This window comes from Sphingobium herbicidovorans, from assembly GCF_002080435.1.
In the GTDB taxonomy this organism is placed as follows: Bacteria; Pseudomonadota; Alphaproteobacteria; order Sphingomonadales; family Sphingomonadaceae; genus Sphingobium; species Sphingobium herbicidovorans.
Genome location: NZ_CP020538.1, coordinates 476398 through 493430, shown reverse-complemented (window position 1 = coordinate 493430; position 17033 = coordinate 476398). Strand labels below are relative to the sequence as shown.

The following is a 17033-nucleotide window of genomic DNA, read 5'->3' as shown; positions in this document are numbered from 1 at the left end:
TCTTTATGCAAACGGGCGGCGGCGCGGCCTGCCCGGTGAAACGACTATCTGCTTGGATATGCCCTTAGGCGGATTGCTGCGTCATTCAAGCGAAGAGCAGCAGAAATGCCACGCCTAAGGGCGTGTAAGTCGTAGCAGGGAAAGAAGCGCGCGCTGCATGGTGGACCGGGGTTTAACGGGATTGGCCGAGGAGTGCAAGTTTTCGTGCGTTTGGGGGATTGGAGCGGAAGGGGAAGAAGCGGGACCCCGGGTCAAGCCCGGGGTGACGAGTGGATGATCATCCTGCCCGCACTTACGTCACCCCGGACTTGATCCGGGGGCCCGCTACCATTCATGCAAGCGTATCAAACATGTCCCGCCAATCCGGATTGCCCCTTTCGATCAGGTCGAATTTCCATTGGCGACGCCATCGCTTGAGACGCTTTTCATGTGCGATGCAGTTGGCGATGTCGCCACTATGTTCCGCCCATACCAGGCGGGTGAGTCCGTATCGGGCGCAGAAGTCAGATCTTTCGCCTGATCGGTGCTGGTGGGTGCGGGCAGCAAGATTGGAGGTAACGCCGACGTACATTGTGCCACGATAGCGATCATAGACCCAACCGCCTTGCTGATCGCGTGTCATTGCCGGCGCATTCAAGGAGCGAGACCCCGGGTCAAGCCCGGGGTGACGCCGTCATCTGAAGTTATTTCTGGAACGCGGCGATGATTTTCAGTTCGATCGCGTCGCCGACCATGGGCACGCCATAGCCCATGTTAAAGTCGCTGCGCTTGACCGCGCCCGTGGCGACGAAGCCGACATTTTCCTTGCCGCCCATCATCGCGGGAGCTTTGCCCGCGCCAAAAAATTCGGCTTCAAGCGTCACTGGCTTGGTGATGCCCTTGATGGTCAGGTTGCCGGTGATTTCCGCGCCGGTCGGGCCGTCAGCCTTTACGCTGGTCGAGACGAAGGTCGCCTTGGGGAATTTGGCCGCGTCGAAGAAGTCGGCCTTCATCAGATGTTCGTCGAGCTTTGCAACGCCGGTGCGGATATTGGCGATGGGGACGTCCACGGAGACCTTGGCGGCGGCCACATTCTTGGGATCAAGGGTCAGTGTGCCGGTGGATTCGGAGATGACGCCGACATTGTTGGAAAAGCCCATATGGTCGTAGGCAAAGACGACCTGGGTGTGGCCGGGATCGATCTGATAGGTGCCGCCGGTGACGCGGGCGGGATCCTTTGCGCCGGGCGCGGCGGGCATTTGCTGGGCGATGACGACAGTGCCGCCTGCGATCGCGGTAAAGGCAGCAGCGGAAATCAGCAACTTGCGCATCGGTGGTTCTCCAGAAGCAAAAGACGCGCCACCATAGCGGCATCCCTTGATTGTTCCAGAGGTGTAACCGGAAACAGAGGGTTACCGGATGTGGATTTTTGGAGGGACGGTTTCCTGCGCGCGTGGGCGCGCGATGGATAGCGGGTGGGCTTTAGATCCCAGCTTTCGCTGGGGTGACGGGAGGAGGCTGAGGTGACCGGGTAGTGCGTTGCTGCTTGGGCTGACGGTGTGCGGGACGGCGCAGGTTCAACCAGGCAGATGCGCGAGAGGCGCAGAGATCGCAGGAAGGATTCCCCTGCGCCCTCTGCGCCTCTGCGCGAACAATGGAAAAGCGGTCAGGGGGCGGGCGGGATGGTCCGCCCGCGCCAGCCTTAGTTCTTTTCCTGATCCACCAGCTTGTTGGCGGCGATCCAGGGCATCATCGCGCGCAGCTTTGCGCCGGTTTCCTCGATCGGGTGACGCTGGGCGGCGATGCGGCTGGCCTTCAGTTCAGGCTGGCCGGCGCGGTTGTCGAGCACGAAGTCCTTGACGAAGCGGCCCGACTGAATGTCGGCGAGGACGCGCTTCATTTCCTTCTTCGTTTCTTCCGTGATGATGCGCGGGCCGGTCTTGATGTCGCCATATTCGGCGGTGTTCGAGATCGAGTAGCGCATGTTGGCGATGCCGCCTTCATACATCAGGTCGACGATCAGCTTGAGTTCGTGGAGACATTCGAAATAGGCCATTTCCGGCGCGTAACCGGCTTCGACCAGCGTTTCGAAACCGGCCTGGACCAGCGCGGTCGCGCCGCCGCAAAGCACGGCCTGCTCGCCGAACAGGTCGGTTTCGCATTCCTCGCGGAAGTTGGTTTCGATGATGCCCGAACGGCCGCCGCCGACGCCGCTGGCATAGGACAGGGCGATGTCATGCGCGTTGCCGGTCGCGTCCTGCGCGATGGCGATCAGGCAGGGGACGCCGCCGCCGCGCTGATATTCGCTGCGGACGGTGTGGCCGGGGCCCTTGGGCGCGATCATGATGACGTCCACGTCCTTGCGCGGCTCGATCAGACCGAAATGGACGTTGAGGCCATGCGCGAAGGCGAGCGCCGCGCCGGGCTTCAGGTTCGCGTGGATGTCGTCGGCGTAGATGGCGGCCTGATGCTCGTCAGGGGCGAGGATCATGAGGACGTCGGCCCATGCGGCGGCTTCGGCGTTCGGCAGGACCTTGAAGCCTGCGCCTTCCGCCTTCTTGGCGCTGGCCGAACCGGGGCGCAGGGCGATGGCGACTTCGGCCACGCCGCTGTCGCGCAGGTTCTGGGCATGGGCGTGACCCTGGCTGCCATAGCCGAGGATGGCGACCTTCTTGCCCTTGATGAGGCCGATGTCGGCGTCGCGATCGTAATAAACCTTCATTTGACGTTCCTTCTTCTGTCCAGCTGCTCCGGGAGGAGCTTAATCAATGGTGAGGGGGAACCACCGGGAGGGGCCTCACCACCTGGCTGGCCCTCACCCTCCCGTCGCTGCGCGGCGGGCCCCTCCCTCTCCCGCGGGCGGGAGAGGGGTCAAAGTCAATTCGGCTCCTTGCCGCGGATCAGGCCGACGACGCCGGTGCGGCCGACTTCAACGAGGCCGATCTGGCGCATGAGGCCGATGAAATTGTCGATCTTTTCGGTCGTGCCGGTGATTTCGAAAATGAAGCTTTCGATCGTCGTATCGACCACCTTGGCGCGAAAGACGTCGGCGAGGCGCAGCGCCTCTATCCGGTCCTCGCCCGTGCCGATAACCTTGACCAGCGCCAGTTCCCGCTCGACGAAGGGGCCGTTGGCGGTGAGGTCCGTGACCTTGTGGACGGGCACCAGGCGGTCGAGCTGGGCGATGATCTGGTCGATCACCTTGGGCGGGCCGTTGGTGACGATGGTGATGCGGCTGATCGCGTGATCGTCCGTGATGTCCGCCACGGTCAGGCTGTCGATATTATAGCCGCGCGCGGTGAACAGCCCTGCGATCCGGGCCAGGATGCCCGCTTCGTTGGTGACCGTGAGCGACAGGACATGCCGCTCGCTATATTCTTCCTGGATATGCATCAGATGCTCGTTCCATTAACCGGTTCGTCTGCACGCTCATGGCGCTGCGAAATCATGCCCGTGAAGGCGTAGTGCCAGCTGCCGTCGTCGCGATGGGCGAGGCGGACCGGGAAGCCCGCAATCGCGTCGAACATGCGGCCCATATGTTCACCCACATAGCGGGGACTGGCCAGCAGGCGGCCGATCCGGCGCTCGTGGAAATCGAAGCCCTGTTCCAGATGGACTTCCCAATCCTCATTCTCGGGATCGTGATGGTCGACGGTCCAGCCTTTCAGCTCGGCCGTGCCGCTGATCCGTTCGAAGTCGAAGGGTTCGCTCACATGGATGCGGAGCTTCAGATGCTGGGTCACACCAGAGCCTTTGCCTCGTCCGACATGATGCCCGCGACCTGGCTGGGGTCGAGCAGCATGTCGGTATGCGCCGCGCCCGACGGGATCATCGGGAAACAGTTGGACAGCTTGGCCACGCGGCAGTCCACGATGACCGGGCCGGGCGTGTCGATCATCTGGCGGATGCCCGCTTCCAGTTCCTGCGGTCCTTCGATGCGAATGCCGGTCCAGCCATAGGCTTCGGCCAGCTTCACAAAGTCGGGCAGGCTGTCCGAATAGCTGTTCGAATAGCGGCTTTCATAGGTCAGTTCCTGCCACTGGCGGACCATGCCCATATATTCATTGTTGAGGATGAATATCTTGACGGGCAGGCGATATTGGCTGGCGGTGCCCATTTCCTGGATGTTCATCTGGATCGAGGCATCGCCGGCGACGCAGACGACCAGGCTGTCGGGATTGCCGACCTGCGCGCCGATGGCGGCGGGGAAGCCATAGCCCATGGTGCCGAGGCCGCCCGACGTCAGCCACTTGTTCGGCGCGTCGAAACCGAAATGCTGGGCCGCCCACATCTGGTGCTGGCCGACTTCGGTGGTGATGATGACGTCATCGGCCGAACGCGAGGCCTTGTAGAGCTGGGCAATCGCTTCCTGCGGCATGATCTCTTCACCGCTTTCGGGATAGGCGAGGCTGTTGCGCGCGCGCCATCCTTCGATCCTGGCCCACCATTCCGACAGGTCCGCCGCCTTGTGGCCGTGCGTCTTCCACGCGGTGATCATGTCATTGAGCGCGTTGCCGACATCGGCGACGATCGGAAGATCGACTTCGACCGTCTTGTTGATCGAGCTGCGATCGATGTCGATGTGGACCTTTTTCGAATTGGGCGCGAAGGCGTCGAGGCGACCAGTGACCCGGTCATCGAAACGCGCGCCGATGCAGACGATCAGGTCCGCCTTGTTCATCGCCCAATTAGCTTCATAGGTGCCGTGCATCCCCAGCATCCCCAGCCATTGCGGCCCGGATGCGGGATAGGCGCCCAGGCCCATGAGGGTCGAGGTGACGGGCGCGCCCGTCAGTTCCGCCAGTTCGCGCAGCAGGGCCGACGCCTTCGGCCCCGAATTGATGACGCCGCCGCCGGTGTAGAAGATGGGGCGTTCCGCTTTTGCGAGCATTTCGACGGCAGAGGCGATGGCGGAGGCATCCGCCTTCGTCTGCGGCTTGTAGCTTGCGTGCTCAAAACCGAGCGGCCGGTTGTAGGGCGCGGTCGCGATCTGGACGTTCTTGGGGATATCGACGACGACCGGGCCGGGGCGGCCGGTGGTGGCGATATGAAATGCTTCATGGACGACGCCAGCAAGTTTTGCCGGATCCTTGACCAGATAATTATGCTTGGAACAGTGGCGCGTGATGCCGACCGTGTCCGCTTCCTGGAACGCGTCGGTGCCGATCAGCTGCGTGGGAACCTGCCCCGTGATGACGACCATGGGGATGGAATCCATCAGCGCGTCGGTGATGCCGGTGACGGCATTGGTCGCGCCGGGGCCGGATGTGACGAGGACGACGCCGGGCTTGCCGGTGGAGCGGGCGTAACCCTCCGCCATATGGGTCGCGCCCTGTTCGTGGCGGACAAGGACGTGGCGGATCTTCGGATGATTGAAAAGCGCGTCATAGATGGGCAGCACGGCGCCGCCCGGATAACCGAACACGACTTCGACCCCCAGGTCGATCAGGCTTTCAACCAAAATGTCCGCGCCGCTCTTTTCGGACACGCTAAATCCTTCCACTGGATGCAAGTTGCGCCCTCTGCCCCGGAAGCGGAGCGATGGCAAGGCGGGTGCATCTAATAGACATAAAATGGCAAGTCAACCACTATTGACGTAATTTTATTATCATTTCTCCGGTGATTTTATCATCAATGGGCTGTGTTTCGCGTGTCCAGTTGATCGGTGGCTGGCGGGAAAACCAGGTATATTGGCGCTTGGCATATTGCCGTGTAGCGATCCGGCCCCGATCCAGCATGGTTTCGCGGTCGATTTCGCCGCGCAGCCAGCCTGCGATCTCGGGAACGCCTATCGCGCGCATGACGGGCAGTTCGGGGGAGAGCGCGCGGGCCAGCAGCCCCTCAACCTCCTGCACCGCGCCGCTATCGACCATCTGTTCGAACCGGCGGTCGCAGCGGGCGATGAGCCAGTCGCGCGGGGGGAGCAGGATGAGGGGCGAGAGCCGGATACTGTCGGCAATGCCGCCGCTCTTATGCTGTTGCCAATAGGTGAGCGGCTTGCCGGTCGAGCGGACGACTTCCAGAGCGCGGGCGACGCGGGTGGTGTCGGCGGGAGCGAGGCGGGCAGCGGCTTCCGGATCTTCGCGTGACAGGGCGGCGTGGGCGTCGGCTACCGGCATGGCGCGCACGGCGGCGCGAACGTCTGCTTCTATGTCCGGCACCGGGGCGATGCCGTCGAGCAGGGTGCGCAGATAGAGGCCAGTCCCGCCGACCAATATGGGCAGCTGTCCCTCGGCATGCGCGCGATTGATCTCTATGCGCGCATCAGCCGCCCAGCGCGCGGCGGTGCAGGCTTGCGCGCCGTCGATATGGCCGAATAGGCGATGGGGCGCCGCCGCCATTTCCCGCGCGTCGGGCCGCGCTGACAATATCTGTAGGTCGGCATAGACCTGGCTGGCGTCGGCGTTGATGACGACGCCGTTGGCCGCCTGCGCCAGGCTAACCGCGAGCCCGCTCTTGCCGCTGGCGGTAGGCCCGGCAATAAGCGCCACGCGCGGGCGGGATTCGCCCTTATCTGTTTCGGGAGTTTTCATGTTCGTCGCAACCTTAGTGGCAAGTGCGGCCTTGAGTGAGGGGGATATTGCAGAATCCGTCGCTCGATTGGCGACCGCAGGCTGTGCGCCGGTGGATAGCAAGTGGCTGGATGAGGGCAAGGCCGCGGACATTTTCTTCGGCAGCGATCCCGTAACGGCGCGCGCGGTGCTGGCGGATGTCGGGGACAAGGTGGACGTGATCGTCCAGTTGGCGATGGGCCGCGAGAAGAAGCTGCTGATCGCGGACATGGATTCGACCATGATTACCGTCGAGTGCATCGACGAACTGGCCGACTATGCCGGGATCAAGCCGCAGATTGCGGAGATCACCGAGCGGGCGATGCGCGGCGAACTGGACTTTGCGGGCGCGCTGCATGAGCGGGTTGCGCTGCTGAAAGGGCTGGCGGACGAGGCGATTGACCGGTGCCGGACGGAGCGCGTCAAGATCATGCCCGGCGCGCGGGCGCTGGTGCGCACGATGAAAGCGCGGGGCGCGGCGACGCTGCTGGTGTCGGGCGGATTTACCCGCTTCACCGGGCCGGTCGCCGAAGAGATCGGTTTCGACAGCGCGGTCGCCAACGTGCTGGAGATCGCAGATGGGGTATTGGCCGGGACAGTCACGCTGCCCATCGTGGACGCGTCGCGCAAGCGCGCCGAACTGGAAGCAGCGATCGAGGGCGGGATCGACCGCGCCTTGACGCTGGCGGTGGGTGACGGCGCGAACGACATTCCGATGATCCAGGGCGCGGGGCTGGGCGTGGCCTATCATGCGAAGCCGAAAACGCGTGAGGCGGCAGGGGCAGAGGTTGTCCATGGCGACCTGTCGGTACTGCTTTACGCGCAGGGGATCGGCTCTGCGGAGTGGGTGATAGACTAGGGATGCAGGCCACTCCTGAGGCATTGTTCGGTTAATCGCGCGTTAGGCACGTTTCGCCGTCATTGCGGTTGGGTAATGGCTTCGAAAGGCAGGGTCGGTCGTTACACCCCCGCTGCGTTTCGCAGTGCCCACATCTAACTGGCGTATGGTCCTCGTAGCGCCAAGGGAGAGGTTATGAACATCAGGCTTTTGGGTCTCCTCGGCGGAGCCGCGCTCGGCCTGAGCGCATGCTCCACGACGAGGGATGAACCTGTCGCGCCCGCGCCGCCAGTCGGTCCCGGCGCGATTGCAGGCACTGTCGCGGCGGATCGCAACGGCGATGGCATCGTCGATGGCTATTATTCGGCTGACGGCATGTATCATGAGGTCATGGGGCCGCCCTGTCCGCCGCCACCGCCTCCGCCGCCGCCGACCAGGCGCGGAGAACGCGGCTGATCGGCATCGCTTTCGGGGCGCGGCGAGTTCGCCGCGCCCGTTACCTTGATAGTGTGATGGTCGCGGGGCTTCTTGCTGCAGGGTTGCCCGCATCGGCTTTCGCCCAGTCGGAAGCGCCGCCGGAAGCCGTGCAGGACGGCGCGCGTTCGAGCGTCGGCGCGGAAATTCGTGCGTCCGTTGGTGGCAGGCTGCGCGACTTTTATGCGCCGCGCGGCTATTGGCCGCTTTGGGTCGATGAGAGGGATATAGGGAAGCAGGCAGACATTCTGCTGGACCTGATCCGCACATCGCGGATCGATGGCCTTAATCCCAAAAACTACGACCTGCGCGAGCTGGAAAATCTGGTTGAGGAGGCGAGGTCGAGCGGCGGCGATCCTCGACTGCTGGCGCGCGCTGATCTGGCGCTGTCCAAATCCTTTGCCGCGCTGGTCCGCGATATGCGGCGACCGACGAAGCGGGTGAAGATGCGCTATCTGGACCCCGAGGTGCAGCCGCGCGACGACGATCCTGCCGAGATATTGCGGGCGGCGGCTGTCGCCTCTTCCTTCACCGACTATGTCCGGCAAATCGGCTGGATGAGCCCGTTCTACAAGGAACTGCGCACCGCGTGGGTGAATTTCCGCGTGCGTTGGGCCGACCTTCCCGATGTCGCCGTCTCCGGCGACGTCAAGCTGCGGCCGGGGATGAAGGGGCAGGGCGCGACCATGTTGCGCCGGCGGCTGGGCCTGTTGGAAGGATCTTCCTATGACAAGGCGCTGGTTGCAAAAGTTCGATCGTTTCAGGCTGATCATGGCCTGAAGGCGGACGGCGTGGCGGGGCCGCAGACGATCGAGGCGCTCAACCGGCCCTTTGCATGGTATGACCGGATGCTTGCGCTCAACCTCGATCGGGCGCGATTGCTGCCGGGGCCGTGGGTGCGGCATGTCGTGGTCGATGCGGCGTCGGCGCGGCTCTGGTACTATAGCGGCGGGCGGCAGGACGGCACGATGAAGGTCGTGGCTGGCGCGAAGGAAAGCCAGACGCCGATGATGGCGGGCATGATTCGCTATGCGACGCTCAATCCATACTGGAATGTCCCTACCGATCTGGTCGAGCGCAGGCTGTCGCGCCGCATCCTGGACGGGGCGTCGCTCAGCGAGCTGAATTATGAGGCGCTGTCGGACTGGAGCGCGAGTGCAAGGCGGCTGAATGAGTCCGAGATCGACTGGCAGGCGGTGGCCGACGGGCGGCGGCAGTTGCGCGTGCGGCAGTTGCCGGGCGGATCGAACGCCATGGGGAAGGTGAAGTTCATGTTCCCCAACGACCTTGGCATATACCTGCACGACACGCCTTCACGCGACCTGCTGGCCAAACCGGCGCGGCATTTCAGCAATGGCTGCGTGCGGCTGGAGGATGCGCAGCGGCTGGGGCGCTGGTTCTTTGGGAAGCCGTTGGCGGCGGAGAGCAGCGAGCCGGAGCAGCATGTGCCGCTGCCCCAGCCGGTGCCGGTTTATCTGACCTATCTGACTGCGGTGCCGAGCGGACAAGGCGTCCAGTTCCTGCCCGATGTGTACGAGCGCGACGGCATGTGATGCGGCGCTGGCGGACGATCAGCCGCCTGCCAGCATCCACAGCGCCATCGCGACCATCATGAGATTTTCCGTCAGAGACACGAAGCCCAGGGGCACGTTGCTGCTGCCGCCGACGCAGGCGCATTTCAGTTCCCGCTTGTCGATATAGACCGCCTTGAACACCGAAACCGCGCCGATCCCGCCGATGAACAGGGCGACCGGAATGGATAGCCAGTTGAGCAGTCCCGTCAGCATCAGCGCGCCCGCGCCCAGTTCCAGGAAAGGGTAGATCCGGCCGTAGGGCACGAAGCGGCTTGCGAGCAGATCATAGTTCAGGAACATGGTGGCGAAGCGATCCACATCCTGCAGTTTCAGCATGGCGAGCAGCATCATGCTGATAGCGATGAAATGTTCGACCGTCATGATGCTGGCCAGCGGCATCGCGGTCAGCCAGCCCAGCGACAGCGCGAGCAGCGCCGCGACCGCAAATACGGCCAGGACGGGCGTATAGCTGGTCGCGTCGGGATCGGCGACGTGGAGGCCGAAATGACGGCGCAGTTCGTCATGGCCGCCGATCCTTTCGCCGCCGATGAAGATTTGCGGCGTCGTCTTGACGTCATGCGCGGCCTTGAATGCGTCCGTCTGTTCGCGCGTGGTGAGCCAGTGATCCTCCACCTCATAACCTTTCCGGCGGAGCAGCCAGCGTGCCTTGAGGCCATAGGGGCAGATATGGCCGGGCATCACCATGCGATAGAGTTGCGCTGTGGGGCGTGTGGCGCTGCTTGATGCGGCGGAGGAAGTCATGGCTTGGCCTGTGTTCGTGATCCGATGCCACCTATATGGGGTGCGTACCATGGTACGGAGTCAAGTATGGCGATGACGATTTCTGGTCTGGCCCGCGCGGGAGGCGTCGGCGTCGAGACGGTGCGCTTTTACCAGCGCAGGGATTTGCTGGGGACGCCGGAGCGGACGGGCACAGGTGGCGGCGTGCGGCGTTACGACGAAGACGATGTGCGGCGTCTGCGCTTCATCCGGTCGGCGCAGGGGGCCGGTTTCACGCTGGAGCAGATTGGTGAGCTTTTGCGGCTGGACGCTGGCGAGGACCGGGCGCGAGGGCGGGAACTGGCGGCGGAACGGCTGGCGGCGCTGGACGAAAGGATTGCGGAGTTGGAAGCGGCGCGGGATTCGCTGCGGCGGCTGGCGAGCGCCTGCCATGCGTCCGATAATGGACCGTGTCCGATTATCTCGGCATTTGAGGCGTAAGGCGGGCGCTAAAATCCGGCCATCAGGCCGTCGATGGCGCCTTGCAAGATGTAGCTGGCCGCGAGCTTATCCACCAATTCGCCCCGGCGCGCGCGGCTGGCGTCGGCTTCCAGCAGGGTGCGGGTGACGGCCTGGGTCGACCAGCGTTCGTCCCAGAGGAAGATCGGGCGGCCAAGGTCCGCGATATTGCGGGCGAAGGCGCGGCTGGCCTGGCTGCGCGGACTTTCGCTGCCGTCGAGGTTGAGGGGCAGGCCGATGACGACGCCTTTCACCTGCTGCTGTTCCATGAAGGCGGCGAGGGCGATCTTGTCCTTGCCGAACTTGCCGCGTGAAACGGTATGCGCCGGGCTGGCGATCGACCAGCCAGCGTCGCAAAGCGCAAGACCGATCGTCTTGGCGCCGACGTCCATGCCGAGCAGGCGGCCACCCTGAGGCAGAGCTTCGCGAAAGGCGGCGCGATCGGCGGTGAGGAGCGTCGTCACGAGGCCAGAAATGCCGTGAGGCGCTGGCGCGCATCTTCCCGCACATCGCCCCAGAAGAGGCTATAGTCATACACGTGGTAGTTGTTGCCGGGCAGGGTGAAAGGCCCCATGTCCACCGGCTCCCCGATCATCAGGATGCCGCTGGTGTCGCAGCGCGCGGGCACGACGCCGGTCAGCAGGCGCGGCGGCCTGGCTTCGTCGCGGCTGTCGAGGGTGCCGCGATTGGCGCTGGCCGGGGCGGCTCCGTTGAAGGCCCCGGTTATCGGGTTGGTGCAAAGCATGTGCGTGCCCTTGCGCGGCTTGCCGGTATAGCCGTTGCGCCGCTCAAACGTCTCAATGATCGGCGACGGGTCGGCCGGTTCGGCATAGCTTTGCCAGCTGACGATGCAGTGCGACTGGTCGCGGCGGGCGCATGCGGGGAGGCCGAGCGCGGGCAGGTCGGCTTCGACCGACACGGGCCAGCCCACGGCGTAGACGGCGGCGACGCGCGCGGCGACGGGCTTGTCGGCCACCTGTTGACGCAGCAGTTGCAGGAGGTGACGCGATCCCTGGCTGTGACCGGCGAGGATCAGGGGACCGGTGGGATTGGCTTTCAGGAACGCGGCGAAGGCCTGGGCGACGTCGCGATAGGCGGCGGCAAGCGCCTGGTCCGAAGCGGGTTCCTGCGTCAGGAACGCGCCGTAATTGGCCTGGCGGTAGCGGGGAACCCAGATATCGCCGACCGCATTGAAGGCGCTGGCCTGCCCCTGAACGAAGCGGCGCGCGGTCGAGAGCGCGTCCTTGTCATCAAGGCGCATGTTCCAGTGCGCGTCGCCCAGCGTGGTGATGTAGGATGTGGGGTGGATGAAGAAGATGGCGGCCTTTTGCGCGACCGGCGCATCCTTGACGCCTGCGGGCTTCCACAGGGCGGGATTGTCGCGGGTGATGTCGGGACGGGCGATCCACATCTTTGGATCGTCATAGGCGTTGGCGGGCAGGGGTGCGAGCGGGGCAAAGGCTTCGCGCGGCACCATGACCGCGCGGATCAATGCCATGCCCCAGATGCGGTAGACCAGCAATGCCGCAAGGACCAGCACGATCAGGCCGGCGACGACATACAGGAATTTGCGGGCCAAGACTTTGCTCTCCGTCACTTCGACGCGGCCCCGATCCGCGCCTCTGGCGGCGCTTGTCTGGCGCAGGCGCAGGGGACACGCAAGTGCGGACTTGAAGCGGGCGTGAGCGGGTGGTAGCGGCGGCCCATGTCGATAGACCTTCAGACCGTAAAGAAGATCGCCAGCCTTTCGCGCATTTCGGTGACGGATGCCGAAGCCGAGGCGATGGTGCCCGAACTCAACAACATCCTTGGGTGGGTGGAGCAACTGGGCGAGGTGGACGTGACCGGCGTCGAGCCGATGACCGCCGTCATCCCCAACCACCAGCGTCTGCGTGAGGATGCCGTCACTGACGGCAATGTGCGCGACAAGGTGCTGGCGAATGCGCCGCAGGCCGAACATGGCTTTTTCGCGGTGCCCAAGGTGATTGAATAATGAGCAATGTGACTGACCTGACGGTTGCGGAAATTCGCGACGGCTTTCGCGCGGGCGATTTTTCGGCGCGCGAAGTGGCGGAGGCGTTCAACGCCAATGTCGCTGCCGCCAAGGCGCTGAACGCCTTTATCGTCGAGACGCCGGAAAAGGCGCTGGAAGCTGCCGACGCGGCCGACAAGGCGAAGGCTGCGGGCGAGGCGTTGAAGCCGCTTTCGGGCGTGCCGATCGGCATGAAAGACCTGTTCTGCACCGAAGGCGTGCAGACGACTGCCGCCAGCCACATGCTGGAAGGGTTCACGCCGACCTATGAGTCCACGGTGTCCAAGAAACTGTGGGACGCGGGCGCGGGGATGCTGGGCAAGCTGAACCTTGACCAGTTCGCCATGGGTTCGTCGAACGAGACGAGCTATTTCGGCAATGTGATTTCGCCCTGGCGGCGTGGCGGCGGCGACAATGCCGCGCTGGCGCCGGGCGGGTCTTCGGGCGGGTCTTCGGCGGCGATTTCGGCGCGGTTGTGCCCGGCGGCGACGGGGACGGATACGGGCGGCTCGATCCGGCAGCCTGCGGCCTTCACTGGCATTTCGGGTATCAAGCCGACCTATGGCCGCTGCTCGCGCTGGGGCATCGTGGCGTTCGCAAGCTCGCTCGATCAGGCCGGGCCGATGGCGCGGACGGTGCGGGACAATGCGATCCTGCTGGAAACCATGGCGGGCTTTGATCCCAAGGATTCGACCTCGCTGGATCTGGCCGTGCCGCAGTGGGAGGCCAATCTCTCCAGCGATCTCAAGGGCAAGAAGGTCGGTATTCCCAAGGAATATCGTCCTGACGGTTTGAATGCGGAAATTTCAGCCATGTGGGATCGAGGGGTCGAATGGCTGAAGGATGCGGGCGCCGAGGTGGTCGAGGTGTCGCTGCCGCACACCAAATATGCGTTGCCGACTTACTATATCATCGCGCCGGCGGAGGCTTCGTCGAACCTCGCGCGCTATGATGGCGTGCGGTATGGCCAGCGTGACTTGCCGGATGGGGCTGGGTTGCAGGACATGTATGCCGCGACCCGCGCCGCCGGTTTCGGGCCGGAGGTCAAGCGCCGCATCATGATCGGCACCTATGTGCTGTCGGCGGGCTTCTACGACGCCTATTACACGCAGGCGCAGAAGGTCCGCGCGCTGATCGCCCGCGATTTTAGCAAAGCATTCGAGAGGTGCGACCTGCTGCTGACGCCGACCGCGCCGAGCGCGTCCTTTGCGCTGGGTGAGAAGCAGGCTGATCCGTTGGCGATGTATCTGAACGACGTTTTCACGGTTCCGGCTTCGCTGGCCGGGTTGCCTGCGATGGCGGTGCCGGGCGGGTTGGATGCGCAGGGGTTGCCGCTGGGCTTGCAGATTATCGGCAAGGCGCTGGACGAGCAGACCGTCCTGAACGCGGGCCTCGCTATCGAGGAGCGTGCAGGCTTCACGGCGCGGCCGGAGAAGTGGTGGTGAGCGTTGAAAACGAGGTTGATAGCGAAGAGCTTTCTGCGTTCGTGACATCGACGCTGCGGGCTATCTCGACGGGTATTACGAATGCCGGGGTTAGAGCGCCAAAAGGCATCGCCGGCTCGTTCAAGTATCAAATGCCTAAGAACGTGTCCTTCGATGTTGCCGTTACAGTAAAGCATTCGAATGAGGCTGGAGCGGGACTCAAGGTGCAAGTTTTAGGCATCGGTGCGGGCATGGGCGGTAGTGAAGCGGCTGAGAAAAACACCGTGAGCCGGGTCGCCTTTGAAGTGCCGTGGGTATTTGAGACTTTCCACGAGGCAATGTTTGGCCCGCAAGCAGATACTGGAAGCGTGAGAAATGACTGAATCAACCTATCGCATTCAGGGCGCAACCGGCGAGTGGGAGGTCGTGATCGGCCTGGAGGTCCATGCGCAGGTGACGAGCCAGGCGAAGCTCTTTTCCGGCGCGGCCACGGCCTTCGGCGCGGAGCCGAACACGCAGGTTTCGCTGGTCGATGCGGCCATGCCCGGCATGCTGCCGGTGCCGAACCGTGAGTGCATCCGTCAGGCGGTGCGGACGGGTATGGCGATTGACGCCAAGATCAACAAATGGTCGCGCTTCGATCGCAAGAATTATTTCTACGCCGATCTGCCGCAGGGTTATCAGATCAGCCAGCTTTATCACCCGCTGGTGGGCGAAGGCGAGATCGAGATCAGCCTGGACGAGAAGAACCCGGACGCCGTGACCAAGCGGATCGGCATCGAGCGTATCCATGTCGAGCAGGATGCGGGCAAGCTGATGCACGACCAGCATCCCACCAGTTCCTATGTCGACCTCAATCGCTCTGGCGTCGCGCTGATGGAGATCGTGTCGAAACCGGACATGCGTTCGCCTGCCGAAGCTGGGGCTTATCTGGCGAAGCTACGGACGATCCTGCGCTATGTGGGATCGTGCGACGGCAATATGGACCAGGGTTCGATGCGCGCCGACGTCAATGTTTCGGTCCGCAAGCCGGGCGAGGAATTTGGCACGCGTACCGAGACGAAGAACGTCAATTCGGTCCGTTTCGTCATGGCGGTGGTCGAACATGAAGCCAGCCGTCAGGTCGATGTGCTGGAGGCCGGTGGCAAGATCGTGCAGGAAACGCGCCTGTATGACCCGGACAGGAATGAAACGCGGTCGATGCGGTCGAAGGAAGACGCGCATGACTATCGCTATTTCCCCGACCCGGATCTGCTGCCGCTGGAACTGGACGACGCGTTTCTGGAGGAATGCCGCCAGTCGCTGCCCGAACTGCCGGACGCCAAGCGCCGCCGCTATGAGCAGCAGCTTGGCCTTTCGCCCTACAACGCCGCCACTCTGACCGCGGATGCCGATACCGCCCGTTGGTTCGAGGCGCTGCTGGCCGAAGGTGCGCGCATCCAGAAGAAGAGCGAGGGCGAGGTTGCGAAGGCTTCGGCCAACTGGCTGCTGTCGGAACTGTATGGCGCGCTTAATCGTCTGGGCAAGAGCCTGGAGGACAGCCCGGTCGGCCCAGAAGAGGGCGCGGAATTGCTGGCGCTGGTTGCGGACGGCACGATCAGCGGCACCATCGCCAAACAGGTGTTCGAGATCATGCTCGAAACCGGCGAGCGTGCGCCCAAGATCGTGGAAGAAAAGGGCCTGAAGCAGACCAGCGACACCGGCGCGATCGAGGCGGCGGTGGCCAAGGTGCTGGCCGACAATGGCGACAAGGTGGAACAGTATAAGGCGGGCAAGGAAGCGCTGTTCGGATTCTTCGTGGGACAGACGATGAAGGCCATGCAGGGCAAGGCCAATCCGCAGGTCGTCAACGAACTGGTCCGCAAGGCGCTTGCCTAAATCGGAACGGGCTGTCTAAACCCCCGACATGGCCGGAAGCGGGGGCTTCCGGTAATCGGGGGATCAGACATGAAGGCACGCAGGGTTTTGGTGGCGCTCGCCATGATGGCGGCTGCGCTGCCCGTCGCGGCCACGGCCGAAACGCTGACCAATGACATGGTCGTTGCGCTGGTTCAGGCGGGGCTGGGCGATGATGCGGTCATCGCCAAGATACGTGCTTCGGCGGGCCATTATGCCTTGTCCACCGACGATCTGATCGCGCTCAAGAAACGGGGCGTGCCGGGGCCGGTGATTGCGGCGATGATCGAGTCCGGATCGCAGGGAGCGGTTTCGGCAAAGGCCGCCTTCTCCGCGGATTCGCCCGACCCGCTGGCGCCGCATCCGTCGGGTCTTTACCTGCTCAGCGGCCCGCGCATGGTGCGGATCGATCCGACGACGTCGAACCAGAGCAAGACCGGCGGGATATTGGGCTATGCCTTTACCGGCGGGATCGCGTCGCTCAGCATCAAGGCGGTGATCCCGAACGTCACTGCGCGCGTGCGGACCAAGCATGGGCGACCCACATTCTATTTCTATTTCGATGAAGCGACGCGCGGCCTGTCGCAGGCTGGGTCGCCATCACTTTGGCTGTCCGGCCCAGCGAGCGCGATCACATCCCCCAACGAGTTCACGCTCATCCGGTTCGACGTGAAGAAGGACCGGCGCGAAACGCGCGTGGGCAGCATGAACCTGGCCGGAGCGAAGGCCGGGGTGATGGATCGGGACCGTATCGCTTTCGATTATGAGCAGGTGACGCCGGGCGTGTTCAAGGTGATGCCGAAGGCCGACCTGACAGCAGGCGAATATGGCTTTCTCTATTCGGTGAGCGCGGGGGCTGGCCCCGGCATGTGGGGCAATGGCACCGGATCGGCGCGCATTTTCGACTTCGCCGTCCATCCGTAAAGAAAGGGGACGCCGCCTGAGGAGCAAGCGGCGTCCCACCCACAAGGCGATCCCGGGGGGCGGGACCGCCTCATGGCAGGGCTGGCGGACCAGGAGGGTCGT

19 protein-coding genes are annotated in these 17033 nt (G+C 63.8%); 9 read left to right on the top strand and 10 right to left on the bottom strand.

The annotated features are described in order from the left end of the window. Window positions 1–331: 331 nt before the first annotated feature. From B6S01_RS02345 to miaA, 7 genes are all read right to left on the bottom strand, one after another. A complete protein-coding gene (locus B6S01_RS02345; RefSeq protein ID WP_037463073.1) occupies window positions 332–622 on the bottom strand; it encodes a GIY-YIG nuclease family protein in 291 nt (96 codons plus the stop codon). Between the two features lie 61 nt (window positions 623–683). Further along, on the bottom strand, window positions 684–1310 hold the full coding sequence (locus tag B6S01_RS02340) for a YceI family protein (protein ID WP_037463072.1): 627 nt from the start codon (window positions 1308–1310) through the stop codon (window positions 684–686). Between the two features lie 371 nt (window positions 1311–1681). Further along, entirely contained in the window at window positions 1682–2701 is a 1020-nt protein-coding gene (ilvC, locus tag B6S01_RS02335) for a ketol-acid reductoisomerase (protein ID WP_037463071.1), read from the bottom strand. A gap of 155 nt (window positions 2702–2856) precedes the next feature. After that, entirely contained in the window at window positions 2857–3372 is a 516-nt protein-coding gene (ilvN, locus tag B6S01_RS02330) for an acetolactate synthase small subunit (RefSeq protein ID WP_037463070.1), read from the bottom strand. Further along, window positions 3372–3722 carry a hypothetical protein gene (locus B6S01_RS02325; RefSeq protein WP_037463069.1) on the bottom strand — a complete coding sequence of 117 codons (351 nt, stop codon included), beginning with the start codon at window positions 3720–3722 and terminating at the stop codon, window positions 3372–3374. The genes ilvN and B6S01_RS02325 overlap by 1 nt, the downstream gene beginning before the upstream one ends. Then, window positions 3719–5467 (bottom strand): acetolactate synthase 3 large subunit, encoded by a 1749-nt coding sequence (locus tag B6S01_RS02320; protein WP_037463183.1) that lies wholly within the window; start codon window positions 5465–5467, stop codon window positions 3719–3721. Before B6S01_RS02320 ends, B6S01_RS02325 begins: the two co-directional genes overlap by 4 nt. A 100-nt stretch (window positions 5468–5567) precedes the next feature. Beyond that, entirely contained in the window at window positions 5568–6512 is a 945-nt protein-coding gene (gene miaA, locus B6S01_RS02315; protein WP_037463068.1) for a tRNA (adenosine(37)-N6)-dimethylallyltransferase MiaA, read from the bottom strand. Here miaA and serB point away from each other — a divergent pair. From serB to B6S01_RS02300, 3 genes are all read left to right on the top strand, one after another. Then, window positions 6511–7389 (top strand): phosphoserine phosphatase SerB, encoded by an 879-nt coding sequence (serB, locus tag B6S01_RS02310; RefSeq protein WP_037463067.1) that lies wholly within the window; start codon window positions 6511–6513, stop codon window positions 7387–7389. The genes miaA and serB overlap by 2 nt on opposite strands. A gap of 174 nt (window positions 7390–7563) precedes the next feature. Then, window positions 7564–7824 (top strand): hypothetical protein, encoded by a 261-nt coding sequence (locus tag B6S01_RS02305; protein ID WP_037463065.1) that lies wholly within the window; start codon window positions 7564–7566, stop codon window positions 7822–7824. Between the two features lie 56 nt (window positions 7825–7880). Further along, on the top strand, window positions 7881–9395 hold the full coding sequence (locus B6S01_RS02300; protein ID WP_037463064.1) for a L,D-transpeptidase scaffold domain-containing protein: 1515 nt from the start codon (window positions 7881–7883) through the stop codon (window positions 9393–9395). An 18-nt stretch (window positions 9396–9413) separates the two neighbouring features. Here B6S01_RS02300 and B6S01_RS02295 read toward each other — a convergent pair whose 3' ends face one another. Beyond that, complete coding sequence (locus B6S01_RS02295) at window positions 9414–10178, bottom strand: glutaredoxin family protein (RefSeq protein WP_051908055.1); 765 nt, start codon at window positions 10176–10178, stop codon at window positions 9414–9416. A 66-nt stretch (window positions 10179–10244) separates the two neighbouring features. Here B6S01_RS02295 and B6S01_RS02290 point away from each other — a divergent pair, with 66 nt between their 5' ends. Further along, window positions 10245–10637 (top strand): MerR family transcriptional regulator, encoded by a 393-nt coding sequence (locus tag B6S01_RS02290; protein ID WP_037463061.1) that lies wholly within the window; start codon window positions 10245–10247, stop codon window positions 10635–10637. Between the two features lie 8 nt (window positions 10638–10645). Here B6S01_RS02290 and ruvX read toward each other — a convergent pair whose 3' ends face one another. Together ruvX and B6S01_RS02280 are read right to left on the bottom strand one after the other, a co-directional pair. Then, entirely contained in the window at window positions 10646–11119 is a 474-nt protein-coding gene (ruvX, locus tag B6S01_RS02285; protein ID WP_037463060.1) for a Holliday junction resolvase RuvX, read from the bottom strand. Beyond that, complete coding sequence (locus tag B6S01_RS02280; protein ID WP_037463059.1) at window positions 11116–12234, bottom strand: DUF3089 domain-containing protein; 1119 nt, start codon at window positions 12232–12234, stop codon at window positions 11116–11118. Before B6S01_RS02280 ends, ruvX begins: the two co-directional genes overlap by 4 nt. Window positions 12235–12360: 126 nt before the next feature. Here B6S01_RS02280 and gatC point away from each other — a divergent pair, with 126 nt between their 5' ends. The 5 genes from gatC (at window position 12361) to B6S01_RS02255 (ending at window position 16931) form a co-directional block, all read left to right on the top strand. After that, window positions 12361–12648, top strand: a complete 288-nt coding sequence (gene gatC, locus B6S01_RS02275) for an Asp-tRNA(Asn)/Glu-tRNA(Gln) amidotransferase subunit GatC (RefSeq protein WP_037463058.1) — start codon at window positions 12361–12363, stop codon at window positions 12646–12648. Then, entirely contained in the window at window positions 12648–14132 is a 1485-nt protein-coding gene (gatA, locus tag B6S01_RS02270; RefSeq protein ID WP_037463057.1) for an Asp-tRNA(Asn)/Glu-tRNA(Gln) amidotransferase subunit GatA, read from the top strand. Before gatC ends, gatA begins: the two co-directional genes overlap by 1 nt. After that, window positions 14129–14494, top strand: coding sequence for a trypco2 family protein (locus B6S01_RS02265; protein ID WP_156103319.1), 366 nt, complete (start codon window positions 14129–14131; stop codon window positions 14492–14494). Before gatA ends, B6S01_RS02265 begins: the two co-directional genes overlap by 4 nt. Beyond that, window positions 14487–15989 carry an Asp-tRNA(Asn)/Glu-tRNA(Gln) amidotransferase subunit GatB gene (gene gatB / locus B6S01_RS02260; RefSeq protein ID WP_037463055.1) on the top strand — a complete coding sequence of 501 codons (1503 nt, stop codon included), beginning with the start codon at window positions 14487–14489 and terminating at the stop codon, window positions 15987–15989. Before B6S01_RS02265 ends, gatB begins: the two co-directional genes overlap by 8 nt. A gap of 69 nt (window positions 15990–16058) precedes the next feature. After that, on the top strand, window positions 16059–16931 hold the full coding sequence (locus B6S01_RS02255) for a hypothetical protein (protein WP_037463053.1): 873 nt from the start codon (window positions 16059–16061) through the stop codon (window positions 16929–16931). Window positions 16932–17033 lie beyond the last annotated feature (102 nt).

What these genes read in the sequence shown, in the direction of transcription:
- B6S01_RS02290 (WP_037463061.1), top strand. Translation starts at nt 10,245, where the DNA reads ATGGCGATGACGATTTCTGGTCTGGCCCGCGCGGGAGGCGTCGGCGTC.
- miaA (WP_037463068.1), bottom strand. Translation starts at nt 6,512, where the DNA reads ATGAAAACTCCCGAAACAGATAAGGGCGAATCCCGCCCGCGCGTGGCG.
- gatB (WP_037463055.1), top strand. Translation starts at nt 14,487, where the DNA reads ATGACTGAATCAACCTATCGCATTCAGGGCGCAACCGGCGAGTGGGAG.
- B6S01_RS02295 (WP_051908055.1), bottom strand. Translation starts at nt 10,178, where the DNA reads ATGACTTCCTCCGCCGCATCAAGCAGCGCCACACGCCCCACAGCGCAA.
- B6S01_RS02345 (WP_037463073.1), bottom strand. Translation starts at nt 622, where the DNA reads ATGACACGCGATCAGCAAGGCGGTTGGGTCTATGATCGCTATCGTGGC.
- ilvC (WP_037463071.1), bottom strand. Translation starts at nt 2,701, where the DNA reads ATGAAGGTTTATTACGATCGCGACGCCGACATCGGCCTCATCAAGGGC.
- gatC (WP_037463058.1), top strand. Translation starts at nt 12,361, where the DNA reads ATGTCGATAGACCTTCAGACCGTAAAGAAGATCGCCAGCCTTTCGCGC.
- ilvN (WP_037463070.1), bottom strand. Translation starts at nt 3,372, where the DNA reads ATGCATATCCAGGAAGAATATAGCGAGCGGCATGTCCTGTCGCTCACG.
- serB (WP_037463067.1), top strand. Translation starts at nt 6,511, where the DNA reads ATGTTCGTCGCAACCTTAGTGGCAAGTGCGGCCTTGAGTGAGGGGGAT.
- B6S01_RS02255 (WP_037463053.1), top strand. Translation starts at nt 16,059, where the DNA reads ATGAAGGCACGCAGGGTTTTGGTGGCGCTCGCCATGATGGCGGCTGCG.
- gatA (WP_037463057.1), top strand. Translation starts at nt 12,648, where the DNA reads ATGAGCAATGTGACTGACCTGACGGTTGCGGAAATTCGCGACGGCTTT.
- B6S01_RS02305 (WP_037463065.1), top strand. Translation starts at nt 7,564, where the DNA reads ATGAACATCAGGCTTTTGGGTCTCCTCGGCGGAGCCGCGCTCGGCCTG.
- B6S01_RS02300 (WP_037463064.1), top strand. Translation starts at nt 7,881, where the DNA reads ATGGTCGCGGGGCTTCTTGCTGCAGGGTTGCCCGCATCGGCTTTCGCC.
- B6S01_RS02340 (WP_037463072.1), bottom strand. Translation starts at nt 1,310, where the DNA reads ATGCGCAAGTTGCTGATTTCCGCTGCTGCCTTTACCGCGATCGCAGGC.